Origin of the sequence: Mycobacterium sp. MAA66 (assembly GCF_041261665.1) — a bacterium.
GTDB lineage: Bacteria > Actinomycetota > Actinomycetes > Mycobacteriales > Mycobacteriaceae > Mycobacterium.
In genome coordinates, this window is sequence record NZ_JBGCCC010000010.1 from 149530 (window position 1) to 163700 (window position 14171).

Sequence of the window (14171 nt, forward strand, 5' to 3'; positions counted from 1 at the left end):
ACGAATCAGCTGGACGGATCCGGACGTTGGCCAGGTAGCAGGCCGCGGTCCTGGCGGCGTTTGACCTCGGCGCGCAGGTACACGATCAACAGCCAGACGATCAGGAAGATGATCCCGACGATGCCGATGGTGACGTCGATGAAGGCCCCCGCGATCAACACCACCTGCAGTCCGACGTTCGCCCACAACGCCCACGACCTGCCCTGCATGCCGCACATCAGGACCAGCACGATCGCCATGCCGATCAAGAAACCGCTGCTGAGCGGGGACAGCCCGCCATGGAACACCGACACCACCGGGAGCGCGAGCAGCACCACGATCGCTTCCAGGATCAAGGTGCCCGCCATCACGCCACGGAAGCTCTTCCATGGATCGGGCAGCTGCGGACTGTCGGTCATGCCGGGTCCTTTCCGAACAGGGTGCGTGCCGCCCCGGCGGTTACCACCGAACCGGTGATCACCATGCCTGCCCCGGAGTAACCGTCCGAGGACCCGTAGTCATTGCCGGACTCCTCGACCAGCGCGGTAGCTGCCTCGATGGCATCGGCCAGCGTGGGCGCGGTGATCACTCGTTCCGGGCCGAACCGCTCTTCTGCCAACGCGGCCAATGACTCGACGTCCATGGCCCGTGGGGAACCGTTGTGCGTCACGACCACCAGATCGAACGCGGGCTCCAGTGCGGTCAGGATGCCGTCCACGTCCTTGTCGGCCATCACCGAAATGACACCGACCAGGAAGCGGAACTCGAATTCCGACTCCAACGCGTCGGCCAACGCGGCCGCACCGGCCGGGTTGTGTGCGGCATCGATGAATACCGTTGGGGCGCTGCGCATCCGCTCCAGTCGACCGGGGTTGGTCACCGACGCAAACCCGGTGCGTACGGTGTCGACGTCGAGTTGCCGGTCGGCGCCGGCACCGAAGAAGGCCTCCACCGCGGCCAGCGCGAGCACCGCATTGCGAGCCTGGTGCTCGCCGTGCAGCGGCAGGAAGATGTCGGTGTACACGCCACCGAGGCCCTGCAGTTCCAGCAATTGACCGCCGACCGCGACCCGCCGGCCACGAACCTCGAACTCGGCGTCTTCGCGGGCCACCGCCGCGTCGGCGGTAACCGCCCGTGCCATCAGCACTTCCATGGCCTCAGGAACCTGACGGGCGATCACCGCGACGGTGCTCGGGTCGGTGCCCACCGGCACCAGGTCGGGCTGCTGGCGCGCGATGATCCCGGCCTTCTCCCCCGCGATCGCGGCGATCGTATCGCCGAGAAATTCGGTGTGGTCCAAGCCGATCGGGGTGATGACGGCCACCGGGGCGTCGACCACGTTGGTGGCGTCCCAGCGTCCGCCGAGGCCGGTCTCGATGACCGCCACGTCGACCGGTGCGTCGGCGAAAGCGGCGAAGGCCATTGCGGTGAGCACCTCGAACTTGCTCATCTTCGGGCCCGGCTCGCCCAGTTCACCGGCCTCGGACTGGCGGTCGACGATCTCCACGAACGGTTCGATCTCGGTGTAGGTGGTCACGTATTGCGCTGGGCTGATGGGCTTTCCGTCGATCGCGATGCGTTCGGTCGCGGCCTGCAGATGCGGGCTGGTGGTGCGGCCGGTACGCCGGGAGAACGCGGTCAACAGGGCATCGATCATCCGGGTGACCGACGTCTTGCCGTTCGTTCCGGCGACGTGGATGCTCGGGTAGCCGCGCTGCGGCGAGCCGAGCATCTCCAGCAATGCGGCGATCCGCACCGTGCTCGGCTCGATCTTGGTCTCCGGCCACCGCTGATCGAGCAGGTACTCGACCTGCAGCAGCTCGGCGATCTCGTCGGGTGTGGGCGTGTTCATGCGGACGGCAAGCCGGCCAGGCGGGCGGTGATCCGGTCGACCTCTTCGGTGGCCAGCTCTTGACGCGCCCGGATCTTGGCGACCACGTCGTCCGGAGCCTTGGCCAGGAACGCCTCGTTACCCAATTTGCCTGCGGTCTGGGCGAGTTCCTTCTGTGCGGCGGCCAGATCCTTCTCCAGCCGGCGACGTTCGGCGGCGACGTCGACGGTGCCCGAGGTGTCCACCTCAACCAGGACGGTGCCCTGGGACAACCGAACCTCCACTGCCGCAGAGGGAGTGAAGCCGTCGGCCGGCTCGGTCAGCCAGGCCAGCGAGGTCACCGCGGCCACCTGCGCGTCCAGATCGGCCTCGCCGATCCCGACCAGCCGGGCCGGGACCTTCTGCCGGTCGTTCAGACCCTGATCGCTGCGGAACCGGCGCACCTCGGTGATCAACTTCTGCATATCGGTGATGCGCCTGCCGGCAACCTGATCGAGCTCGATCCCGGACGCTTCGGGCCACGATGCGATGACCACCGACTCGCCGCCGGTCAGCGACTTCCACAATGCCTCGGTGACGAACGGCATCACCGGGTGCAGCAGCTTGAGCAATGCGTCGAGTACCGCGGCCAGCACCGCCTTGGTGTGTTCGCCACGCGAACCACCTTCGAACAGTTGAGCTTTCGCCAACTCGACGTACCAGTCACAGAACTCGTCCCAGGCGAAGTGGTACAGCGCCTCGCAAGACCGGCTGAACTCGTAGCGATCCAGCGCCCGGTCGACCTCGACCCGGACCTCTTCCAGCCGGCCCAGGATCCAGCGGTCGGCGTCGGTCAGTTCGGTGAGCGCGGGCAGCGCAGCGGGGGCGGCACCGTTCATCATCGCGAAACGTGTTGCGTTGAAGAGCTTCGTCGCGAAGTTTCGGGACGCCCGGGCATGGTCCTCGCCGATGGACAGGTCGCCGCCCGGGCTCGCGCCCCGGGCCAGGGTGAACCGCAGCGCGTCGGCGCCGAACGTCTCCACCCAGTCCAGCGGATCGATGCCGTTGCCCTTGGACTTGCTCATCTTGCGGCCGAACTCATCGCGAATCAGGCCGTGCAAAAAGACGTTCTGGAACGGCACCTGCGGGCCGCGGGCACCGTCGAGCGTGATGGCCTCGTCGTCGCCGACGAAGGTACCGAACATCATCATCCGGGCCACCCAGAAGAACAGGATGTCGTAGCCGGTGACCAGAACCGTTGTCGGATAGAACTTTTCCAGCTCCAGCGTACGTTCCGGCCAGCCCATGGTGGAGAACGGCCACAGCGCCGACGAGAACCAGGTGTCCAGCACGTCGGGATCCTGCTCCCAGCCGGCCGGCGGTTCCTCGTCCGGACCGACGCAGACGGTCTCGCCGTCCGGGCCATGCCAGATCGGGATGCGGTGTCCCCACCACAGCTGCCGGGAGATGCACCAGTCGTGCATGTCATCGACCCAGGCGAACCATCGCGGCTCCAGGCTGGTCGGGTGAATCACGGTGTCGCCGCCCCGAACCGCGTCACCGGCCGCCTTCGCCAGCGTCTCGACCTTGACCCACCACTGCAGCGACAACCGCGGCTCGATCGGCTCGCCGCTGCGCTCGGAGTGCCCGACGCTGTGCAGGTACGGGCGCTTCTCGGCGACGATCCGACCTTCTGCGGCCAGCTTCTCGCGCACCTTGACCCGCGCCTCGAACCGGTCCATACCGTCGAATTCGGTTCCGGTATCGGCGATCGCGCCCTTGGCGTCCATGATCGTCGGCATCGGCAGGTTGTGCCGCATCCCGATCTCGAAGTCGTTCGGGTCGTGCGCGGGGGTGACTTTGACTGCGCCGGTACCGAATTCGGGGTCGACGTGCTCGTCCGCGACGATGACGATGTCGCGATCCAGGAACGGGTGCGGCAGCGTGCTGCCGACCAGCGCCCGGTATCGCTCGTCGTCGGGGTGCACCGCGATCGCGGTATCGCCGAGCATGGTTTCGACTCGGGTGGTGGCCACGATGATGTGGGGCTCGGCGTCGTTCATGGAGCCGTACCGGAATGAGACCAGCTCGCCCTCGACGTCCTCGTATTTGACCTCGAGGTCGGAGATCGCGGTCTGCAGCACCGGCGACCAGTTGACCAGCCGCTCGGCCTGATAGATCAGGCCGGCGTCGTAGAGCCGTTTGAAGATGGTGCGCACAGCCCTCGACAGACCGTCATCCATGGTGAAGCGGTCCCGGCTCCAGTCCACGCCGTCGCCCAAGCGGCGCATCTGGCCGCCGATGGTGCCGCCGGACTCGCGTTTCCAGTCCCACACCTTGTCGATGAACAGCTCACGGCCGAAGTCTTCCTTGCTCTTGCCGTCGGCGGCGAGCTGTTTTTCGACCAAGGTCTGGGTGGCGATGCCGGCGTGGTCCATACCCGGCAGCCACAACACCTCGTAACCCTGCATCCGCTTGCGACGGGTCAGCGCGTCCATCAGGGTGTGGTCCAGGGCATGGCCCATGTGCAGGCTGCCGGTGACGTTGGGAGGCGGCAGCACGATCGAGTACGGCGGCTTGCCGCTGGTCGGGTCGGCGGTGAAGTACCCGGCGTCGACCCAGCCCTGATACATCTCGGCTTCTACCGCGCTCGGATCCCACGATTTGGGCAAAGCATCGGCCGCGGTAGTCGCGGCAGGATCAGGAGTATCGCTGGCAGGCACCGGCCAATTCTAGGTAAGCCCCGCGCACAGACGTAAACGTGCCCAATAACCCGACGATATGGCTAGTTTTGTGTCTGCTCGCGGGGACGGTTCCCAGCTCCCTACTGCTACTTGCGGCCACCGAGCAGGCCGCCCAGGATTTCTCCCAGCGGATTGTTGCCGGCACTTCCGGTCTTGCCACCGCCGAGCGCGCCCCCGAGCACGTTGCCCAAGATGCCGCCCAACGGGTTGTTGCCACCGCCGCCGAGGATGCCGCCAAGCACATCACCGAGGCCACCGCCGGAGGCGGCCGGCGCCGACGCCGCTCCGCCACCCAGCTGCTTGCCGATGTAAGCCAGCACGATCGGCGCCAGGATCGGCAGCAGCTTCTGGATCAGCTCGCTGTTGCCCGCTCCTCCGCCGGCCAACGCGGCCGCCACCTGTCCGGTGTCATTGCCGCCGAAGATCTTCGCGACCGTGTTGGCGCCCTCGTCCTGATTCACCTGGTCGACGGAGACGCCTCCGTCCAGCAGCCCGCTCGCCGCGTGGTTGGCGGCGTCGTTCTCGATACCGGCGGCGTGATCGGCGTCCTGTGCGTTGTGCTGGAGGCCGCCCACCAGCAGCGGCACCAGTTGTTGTACGGCGCTGTTCACCTCGCCTTCATCAGCACCGAGCTTGGCCGCAATCTCTTGTGTCGGAATCTGATTGAGCAATTCGTCATAACCAGCCATGGCTCTACCTCGCGTCCCTGGGATGTGTGCGAAACCTCGCCGCCGACACTAGCGCTGTCAGCGACGAGGCACAGCACTTCCGCGCCCGATGCGCGAATCAGCGTCCCAGCGATTCGGTTTCCAGCGTGACGCCGGCGGCGGGCAGCCGGGTGAGCAACGCGTCACCCATCGCGGCAGCCGGCGTCAGCACGCCGTGCAGATCCGACAACCGATCCCGGTCGAGGGCCAGGGCGAGCCCGCTCTCACCGAGCAGCACGGCGGTGGCCTTGTAGCCCGGATCACCCTGCTGGGCCATGGTTGTCCGGTACCGGGCGCCACTGGTGGTACAGGTGTATGTCTCGACCCGGTAGTAGCCCTTGTCCCGCGCCTGCTCGCTGGGTCCGGTCCCGGGCTTCGGCGCGACGCGGTCGACCAGCCCGCGCGGCAGCTTGTTGAAGAAGCGGCTCCCGAGTCCCATGACCGCCGCGTTGGCCGCGGTGCCCAGCGCCGAGGCCACCGGCGCGATCGGCGAGGACCCCAGGCTCATGTTCTCCGAATAGCGGAAGCGGCGCCCGTAATGCCAGTCCAGCAGCGCATTGGTGCGCCGCACGATGCGGGTGTTCGCCACACCCATGACGAAGGCGCCGGTCCACAGCCCGTCGAGTTCCGGGGCGATGTCGCGGCCCCGACGCCACGGGGTATCGGACTGGTGACCCAGCTCGGGCTCGGCGCCCCGGTCGGTGGTCAACGTATAGGGGTCCAGCATGGTCCGGCGCAGCTCCGCGTCCTCGGACGTCAATGAGAAGAGCTCGATCATCGACGCGACGGTGCCACCAGAGACCCCGGCGGAGAAGCCGCGCAGCACAAAGTCGGTGTCCGTGAGATCGCCGGCCCCGTCCGCCTGCGCCGCCTTGTACAGCGCGTAGACGGTGAGATCCGAAGGGATGGAATCGAATCCGCAGGAATGCACGATCCGCGCCCCGTTGTCCGCGGCCTGCTTGTGAAACAGGTCGATGCTCTCGCGGATGAAAAGGCTCTCGCCCGTGAGGTCTGCGTAGTCAGTACCGGCTTCGGCGCACGCGGCCACCAGCGGCAGCCCGTATTTGAGGTAGGGACCGACGGTGGTGACCACTACCCGGGTCCGCGCCGCCATCGCGTCCAGGGTCGGTTGCGACGACGCGTCAGCCTCGATGAGTTCCCAGCCCTGTGCGGCCGGGCCCAGCGAGGCCCGAACCGCGGTGAGCTTGTCCTTGGATCGGCCCGCCAATGCGATCCGCGCGGAACCTCCGTGTTGGGCCAGATACTGTGCGGTGAGCTTGCCGACAAAGCCGGTTGCGCCATAGAGAACAATGTCGAATTCGCGCTGCGGTGCAGTCATTCTGCAAACCTAACCGAGCATCTCGGGGAGGTCGACCGCTTCGCCGAGCACGTGCTGGGACAGGAACGCAGCGACCACCTGGTACCAGATCTTCGCGTGCTGCGGCGCATTGATCCAATGCCCCTCCGACGGGTAGTACAAGTATCGATGGACGGTGGCCCCGGTGTCGTCGGCCGGCAGCCCCGAGTGGGTCAACAGCTCGTACCAAAGCCGCACCCCTTCGCCGATCGGGACGCGATAGTCCTTGTCGCCGTGGATGACCAGCATCGGCGTCCGGATTTCGCCGACGTGACGGTGCGGCGAATTCCGTTCCGCCATTTCGGGAGTCATCTCCCGGGCCCACCAGTAGGCACCGTCGGTGGTGGATCCGAACTGATCGAGGGCCCAAAGGCTGGCGTGCGTCACGATCGCCTGGAACCTGTCGGTGTGCCCGGCGATCCAGTTGGCCATGTAGCCGCCGAACGACCCGCCCATTGCAGCGGTGCTGGTGGCATCGACCCGCGGGTGCTCGCAGGCTCCGTCGACCGCCGCCATCAGGTCGGCGTAGGGCGCAAAACCCCATGAGCCCCAACCACGTTCGATGAAATCTTGGCCGTAACCGGTGGACAGCGCGGGATCCGGCATCAGCACGGCGTAGCCAAGTGCGGTGAGCAGCCACGGATTCCACCGCCAATGCCACGTGTTCCAGCTGCCCAGCGGGCCGCCGTGCACCCATAGCACTAGTGGCGCCGGCTGCTCCCCCACCGGCACTGTCATCCAGGACCGCACCGTCGAGCCATCGGTGGCAGCGGCCGTGAGTTCGACCAATTCACCCGGCAATTCCGGGAATTCGACGCTCGGTAGCACAGCCACGGTGCCATCGGCATCGATACGGATCGGGTGGGGCGGAGCGAGGTAGCTGCTGCGCAGGGCGAAGATCCTGCCGCCGGGCGCGGCGTGCACGTCGCTGTAGGCGTATCCATCACGGGTCAGCTGAGTCACCACACCACTGGACGGATCGACGGCGAATATCGGGGCTCGCCCGTTGTCGTCCGCGGTGACCAGCAACCGGGACCCGTCGACGTCCCAGGTCACCGATGTGGGCCAGCGGTCCCAGTGTGCGGTGAGTTCTACCGGGTCGGAACCGAAATGCATGCAGCACAGGGTGACCCGGGGTGCCTGGTGTGGCGTCGAGTGGGTTTCGCGCAGGAACGCCACCGCTGTCCCGTCCGGTGAGATCGCCGGACTGCCCAGATCGGCTGCCGCTTCGTCCACGATCACGGCACGATCTGCGGTGGCGACCTCGATACGGACCAGTGCGCTGCGTAGCGAGGTACCCGGACCGGGCAGCGCCCACGCGGCGACCACGAACGACCCGTCGGCACTGACGTCGATCGTCGCTTCGTTCAACGCGGCGCCCGGCTGCGGGGTGATGTCGCGGGCCTGGCCGTCCGCGGCCAACAGCAGGTGTGGCTCATCCGGGCCCAGGTCATGGTCCCAGTGCCGCACTGGGCACCCGGTGTGCAAGGCGGCCGAGACCTTGTTGTTCTTTCGCAGGTCACGTAGCCGCTTGTCGTCGTCGACGGTGGTGGCCGACGGCAGCATCGGCGCCGTCACCACGAGCACGTCGGCCCGACGGGCGGCCTTGACGTCACTGACCCCGCCTGGCAGTTCCAGGATCCTGCGCGCCTCACCACCGCTCGCCGGCAGAGACCACAGCGCAGCGGTGGATTCGTCATCGGACTCGGCAGCCCGGACTGCCGCGAACAACAGGTCTGCATCGGCGGTGAACGCCGGCTTGGATTCGCCTTTGGCGCCGCGGGTCAGACGTCGCGCCGGCGCGACGCCGTGCGGGTCAAGCTCCCAAGCCGCGGTGACATACTCGGTCGCCTTGTCGTTCAACTCGCTGATCATCGTGACGACGCGGGTGCCGTCCGGCGACACCGCCAGACCGGATATCCGAGGTAGCGACAGATACGCGTCCAGATCATGAAATGGGGTGCGGGCCACCACCCGTTGTTAGCACATCAGGTCCGCACCACGACGAACGGTGCCGGACCCGAAGGTCCGACACCGTTCAATGTCATCCAGTGCTGGCGAGTGGCCGTCAGATGAACGTCGTCCCTCCCGAGTGACGACGTGCGGGCCTGCTCGCTTGCACGTGATCGGCTCTTAGCCGCGGCGACCGCAGACCGGCCAGGCGCCCATGCCCTGGTGGGCAGCCACGTTCTCGGCAACCCGGATCTGCTCATCCCTGCTGGCGGTGTGCGGCATGCCCGAGCCACCGTTGGCACGCCAGGTGCCCAGGTTGAACTGCAGGCCACCGTAGTAGCCGTTGCCGGTGTTGATGCCCCAGTTGCCACCAGACTCACAGGCTGCAACGGCGTCCCAGTTGTGACCGCCGTCCGCATTCGCGGTACCGGTACCGATGACCATCGGAGCCACAGCAACTGCCCCAGCAACGGCAACCAGCCCAAACGTTGTGCGGATGTTCTTCACTTCGTTCCTCTCGCCGAGCGCGCGCCAAACATCGCCCGCGCATAGGCGGTGCGAACTGCTGCCTGCTGGGCAGGCGGAAGGGGGCTGAATCGTGCCGTCTCGGTCGGGCACGACAGCGGGGGCGGTTTGATCGGTCTCACCGGGCTCAGCCCGGCGGACGCTGCGGGCAACAGGCCATCTGCTCTGGTCCCACCGCGACCCCGCTCACACGCAGGTTCATGGTTTTTCAGTTATTTGCTCTGTTCAAGCAATACGGGGACCGTAGCAAGGATCGACGGTCCAATGTCGAACCCATCGCAGCGAGGTAACGGATAGATCACGCCCGAACCTGAGAGGAACATAAGCAGGTCACAGGACGTATAAAGATCCGCTAACAAATAACAGTTCGGCAACATTTCGTGACGGACGTCACCATGAAATTGTGGCCTGGCGCACAAATTTCAATTCACACAAGTCACAGTTGTCGCAGGTCAGCGGCATATTAAAACCGATTCGACGCGCCCCCACCGGCGTGTCGCCGAGAAATCCAGCGGCTGCCGGCTGCGCCGTTCGCCACTCGCCCGCCCCGAAGACCGGCCGCCAACCCGATAGCCCCGCTCGACACCGGGGTCATTCTGCGAGTTTCACGTGCGGGCCACCGCATATTCCATCACCGTTCACCCTTGGCGAACACCTGATCAGAGTCGAAAAGCGTTCCACTGCAACATGTTTCGAATTCACGTGCCATCGGGCGGAATTCCGGGCCCTGATATTTATCGTTAATTTAAATAGTGAATAACACATCACGGCATCAGTGATAAATGGCAATTGATCACAGACAGGCGAAACAGAAAATCAGCAATCTCGAAATAGGCCTTTGCTGGAATCACTCAGACGAAGTCGTCCGGGGCGTTCACGTTGACCAGCGCGTGCTGCGGGTCCAGCACGAGCCGTTGGGTGTCAACCGTGTCGACCAACGCGCGCATGCTGCGCCGGCCCTCCGCCACCAACGCATCGGCCCGGCCTGCGAGCGCGGTCCGGTACACGCCGGCCAGATAATGGTCACGTCCGTCCCACGGCAACACCACGTCGACCTGCAACTGCGCCGCGGCGGCTGCAAGTTCGTCGACCAGATCCGTGGTCAGGTACGGCATATCGACCGCGCTGACGAAGGCCTGATCAAACCCCGCATCAGCGGCTGCCCGCAGGCCGCGGGCCGTCGCGAGCAGTGGACCGGCGCCGCGGGCCTCGTCACGCAGCACCTCAGCGTCCAGGTCGGGTAGGTGTTGGCCCGGCGCGGCTATGACGAACACCGACTTGCATCGAGACCGCAGCGTCGACACCACATGCTCGACGAAGGTGGTATCCCCCGTTGGCCCGCGGAACCTGACGGTGGCCTTGTCCCGCCCCATACGACGAGACGCCCCACCGGCCAGTACAACAGCGGCCAGCGGGGCGTCTTGAGTCAAAGCGGTCTCGGTGCGACTAACGCACTCAGTCGACGGTCCAGGTGTCCTTGCCACGCAGCAAGGATTGCAGAGCAGCGGTGTCGTGCGCCTTGGAATCCATCGCCGACTTCACCTGAAGACGAGCTTCGTCGTCGTAGGTGGGCCGGTTCACCGAGCGGAAGATGCCCATCACGGTGTGCTCGAGGTTCTGCTCCGAGAGCCGCGACAACGCGAAAGCGTAAGCCGGGTTGTCGATCTGGGCGTCGTGCACCACGATGTCCGACGGAGACACGTCGGCGGTCTTGCCGATCTCCAGGCCGTAGCCGGACTTGGTCACGCAGTACTCGCCCTCGGCGCCGAAGATGATCGGCTGGCCGTGCACCAGGTTGATCAGCCGGTCCTCGGCCCCCTCCTTGCGCAGCGGATCGAACGACCCGTCGTTGAAGATCGGGCAGTCCTGCAGGATCTCGACGATCGCGGCACCGCGGTGGGCGGCTGCGCCCTTCAACACTTCGGTCAGGCCCTTGCGGTCCGAGTCCAGCGCCCGGCCGACGAACGTGGCCTCGGCACCCAGTGCCAGGGACACCGGGTTGAACGGCTGGTCCAGCGAGCCCATCGGTGTCGACTTGGTGACCTTGCCGACCTCCGAGGTCGGCGAGTACTGGCCCTTGGTCAGACCGTAGATCCGGTTGTTGAACAACAGGATGGTGATGTTGATGTTGCGGCGCAGCGCGTGGATCAGGTGGTTACCACCGATCGACAGCGAGTCGCCGTCACCGGTCACTACCCACACCGACAGGTCCGGACGCGCCAGCGCCAGCCCGGTGGCGATGGTCGGGGCCCGGCCGTGGATGGAGTGGAAACCGTAGGTCTCCAGGTAGTACGGGAACCGGCTGGAGCAGCCGATACCGCTGATGAACGCGATGTTCTCGCGCTTCAGCCCCAGCTCCGGCAGGAAGTTACGAATGGTGTTGAGGATGACGTAGTCACCGCAACCCGGGCACCAGCGCACTTCCTGGTCGCTGGTGAAGTCCTTGGCCTTCTGCGGCTGGTCCGTGGTCGGCACCAACGCCGTCTTGGACAGCGCTTCGGTCAGTCCCAGATCAGCGCCGATCAGGTCAGTCATGCGTTTGCTCCCACACCGGTGTCCACGATGGCGGCTGCCAACCGTGCGAACTTGGCTTTATCAGTTTCCTTATCGCGCAACGTTCCGTCCAGCGCCGCGCCGATGATGCCCTCGACCTCGTCGGCCAGGAATGCCATGCCCTCGACCTTGGTCACCGACTGCACGTCGACCAGGTACTTGCCGCGCAGCAGGAGCGCCAGCTGGCCGAGGTTCATCTCCGGCACGACGACCTTGTCGTACTTGCGCAGCACCTCTTCGAGGTTGGCCGGGAACGGGTTGAGGTGGCGCAGCTGGGCGTGGGCAACCTTGATGCCACTGCGCCGGGCCCGTCGGCAAGCCTCACCGATCGGACCGTAGGAGCTGCCCCAACCGAGCATCAGCAGTTCAGCGTCACCGCTCGGGTCATCGACCTCCAGATCGGGCACCTTGATGCCGTCGATCTTGAGTTGACGCAACCGCACCATGAGGTCGTGGTTCTTGGGTTCGTATGAGATGTTGCCCGAGCCGTTGGCCGCCTCAAGACCACCGATACGGTGCTCCAGCCCCGCGGTACCCGGGATGGCGAACTGGCGGCCCAGCGTCTCGGGGTCACGTGCGTACGGCTCGAACGGCTCCCCGGCCTTCGCGAACGTGTGCTCGATGGCCGGGTAGGTGCTGATATCGGGGATGCGCCACGGCTCTGAACCGTTGGCGATCGCGCCGTCGGACAGGATGATCACCGGGGTGTGGTAGTCGATCGCGATCCGCGCGGCTTCCACCGCGATGTCGAAGCAATCCGACGGGGAGCTCGGCGCCAGCACTGCGACCGGCGACTCACCGTTGCGGCCGTAGAGCGCTTGCAGCAGGTCGGCCTGCTCGGTCTTGGTCGGCAGACCGGTGGACGGGCCACCACGCTGCACATCGATGACGATCAGCGGCAGCTCGGTCATCACCGCCAGACCGATGGCCTCGGACTTCAGCGAGACGCCGGGGCCTGAGGTGCTGGTCACGCCGAGCGCACCGCCGTAGGAGGCACCGATGGCCGCACCGATACCGGCGATCTCGTCCTCGGCCTGGAAGGTCAGGACATTGAAGTTCTTGTGCTTGGACAGCTCGTGCAGGATGTCGCTGGCCGGGGTGATCGGGTAGGTGCCGAGCACCACCTGAATGTCACCCAGCTGACCGGCGGCGACGATGCCGTATGCCAGGGCGGTGTTACCGGAGATCTGGCGGTACTCACCGGAGTGCAGCTTGGCCGGGGACACCTCGTAGGTGGTGCCGAAGGCCTCGGTGGTCTCGCCGTAGTTCCAGCCGGCCTTCAGGGCCAGCACGTTGGCCTCGGCGATCTCGGGCTTGCGGGCGAACTTCTCGCGGATGAAGGCCTCGCTGTGCTCCAGCTCGCGGCCGTACATCCAGGACAGCAGGCCGAGCCCGAACATGTTCTTCGCGCGTTGACCGTCCTTCTTGGTCGCGCCGATGGCCTCGACAGCAGCCAGGGTCAGCGTGGTCATCGCCACCGGAATGACGACGTACTCGGACAGCTCGTCGTTGTCCAGCGGGTTCGCGTCGTAGCCGACCTTGGCCAGGTTGCGCTTGGTGAACTCGTCGGAGTTGGCGATGATCATGCCGCCACGGGGCAGGTCGTCGACGTTGGCCTTGAGCGCGGCGGGGTTCATCGCCACGAGCACGTCGGGACGGTCGCCGGCGGTGAGGATGTCGTAGTCGGCGATCTGGATCTGGAACGACGAGACACCGGGCAGCGTGCCCTGTGGTGCGCGGATCTCGGCGGGGTAATTCGGCTGCGTCGCAAGGTCATTGCCGAACAGCGCGGCTTCCGAGGTGAACCGGTCGCCGGTCAACTGCATACCGTCACCGGAGTCACCGGCGAAGCGGATGACGACCTTCTCGAGCTTCTGTCGCGAGGCTGCGCCGCTCCCGGCGTCGGTGCCGTCGTCACTGCCGTTTTGACCCACGGCCCTGCCTTTCACGCACTGGATTTCACGCCTGCCGATCAGCCGTAGATGGACACCTGTACAGGCACTCGTCAACGCCGGTTCGACGACATCAAAATTTTTATGTCACTGGCAGTACCGATTATTGCACTTCTCTTAGGGCGCACTGGCCGAGGCGCGCCGCTGACCGCAAGGTTGCACTCAGATGAACTACCAGGTCAGGGACTCGAAATTCGGCGACTGGCATCGATTCTGTGGTTTTCATCACGTTCAGAGAACGTGGATTCCTAAGAAAATTTGTTACCGATCAGTAGTTAGCCGCCAGCATCCATCTGCGGGGTCGGCTGGGGTGCGGTTAGCCCCCAGCGACCAAGGGCCTACGAGTCAGAATCCGCACCGACGTCACCGGCCGACGCCCGTCGGCCATGCCAGCGCAGCCGCAACAACATCAACTGCCGATGTGCCTGGAAACCCAACGACAGCGGATCCCGAAGCGGGCGCAGACCCGTGGGATGCCAGGCGGCGTCCATATCCGTGTCCATACTCAATATTGTCCAGATTTACCGTGATCGTGCACGGTGCCGCGTCAGTCAGGGACATGTCGGTCAGATGAATTGGCAGCGCCTAGGC

The 14171-nt window shown here is 65.6% G+C and carries 10 protein-coding genes and 1 pseudogene; all 11 read right to left on the reverse strand.

Translation table 11 applies throughout. The features are described from left to right. Nucleotides 1-5: 5 nt before the first annotated feature. A complete protein-coding gene (locus tag ABIA30_RS22940) occupies nt 6-398 on the reverse strand; it encodes a DUF4233 domain-containing protein (protein ID WP_370069681.1) in 393 nt (130 codons plus the stop codon). Continuing rightward, entirely contained in the window at nt 395-1831 is a 1437-nt protein-coding gene (locus ABIA30_RS22945) for a folylpolyglutamate synthase/dihydrofolate synthase family protein (protein WP_370069683.1), read from the reverse strand. Before ABIA30_RS22945 ends, ABIA30_RS22940 begins: the two co-directional genes overlap by 4 nt. Beyond that, nucleotides 1828-4512 (reverse strand): valine--tRNA ligase, encoded by a 2685-nt coding sequence (locus ABIA30_RS22950; protein ID WP_370069685.1) that lies wholly within the window; start codon nt 4510-4512, stop codon nt 1828-1830. The genes ABIA30_RS22945 and ABIA30_RS22950 overlap by 4 nt, the downstream gene beginning before the upstream one ends. Nucleotides 4513-4619: 107 nt before the next feature. Next, nucleotides 4620-5222 carry a DUF937 domain-containing protein gene (locus ABIA30_RS22955; RefSeq protein ID WP_370069687.1) on the reverse strand — a complete coding sequence of 201 codons (603 nt, stop codon included), beginning with the start codon at nt 5220-5222 and terminating at the stop codon, nt 4620-4622. Between the two features lie 97 nt (nt 5223-5319). Next, nucleotides 5320-6579: a trans-acting enoyl reductase family protein gene (locus tag ABIA30_RS22960; RefSeq protein WP_370069689.1), complete on the reverse strand. Its 1260-nt coding sequence runs from the start codon at nt 6577-6579 to the stop codon at nt 5320-5322. Between the two features lie 9 nt (nt 6580-6588). Then, nucleotides 6589-8568, reverse strand: a complete 1980-nt coding sequence (locus ABIA30_RS22965) for a prolyl oligopeptidase family serine peptidase (protein ID WP_370069691.1) — start codon at nt 8566-8568, stop codon at nt 6589-6591. Between the two features lie 162 nt (nt 8569-8730). Continuing rightward, nucleotides 8731-8952, reverse strand: a pseudogene (locus ABIA30_RS22970) (transglycosylase family protein); the annotation flags it as partial. Nucleotides 8953-9926: 974 nt separating this feature from the next. Continuing rightward, nucleotides 9927-10505 carry a molybdenum cofactor guanylyltransferase gene (gene mobA / locus ABIA30_RS22975; protein WP_370069693.1) on the reverse strand — a complete coding sequence of 193 codons (579 nt, stop codon included), beginning with the start codon at nt 10503-10505 and terminating at the stop codon, nt 9927-9929. Between the two features lie 25 nt (nt 10506-10530). After that, nucleotides 10531-11610: a 2-oxoacid:ferredoxin oxidoreductase subunit beta gene (locus ABIA30_RS22980; protein WP_370069695.1), complete on the reverse strand. Its 1080-nt coding sequence runs from the start codon at nt 11608-11610 to the stop codon at nt 10531-10533. After that, nucleotides 11607-13562, reverse strand: a complete 1956-nt coding sequence (locus ABIA30_RS22985; RefSeq protein WP_370069697.1) for a 2-oxoacid:acceptor oxidoreductase subunit alpha — start codon at nt 13560-13562, stop codon at nt 11607-11609. Before ABIA30_RS22985 ends, ABIA30_RS22980 begins: the two co-directional genes overlap by 4 nt. 356 nt (nt 13563-13918) lie before the next feature. Further along, nucleotides 13919-14083, reverse strand: a complete 165-nt coding sequence (locus tag ABIA30_RS22990; protein WP_370069699.1) for a hypothetical protein — start codon at nt 14081-14083, stop codon at nt 13919-13921. Nucleotides 14084-14171 lie beyond the last annotated feature (88 nt).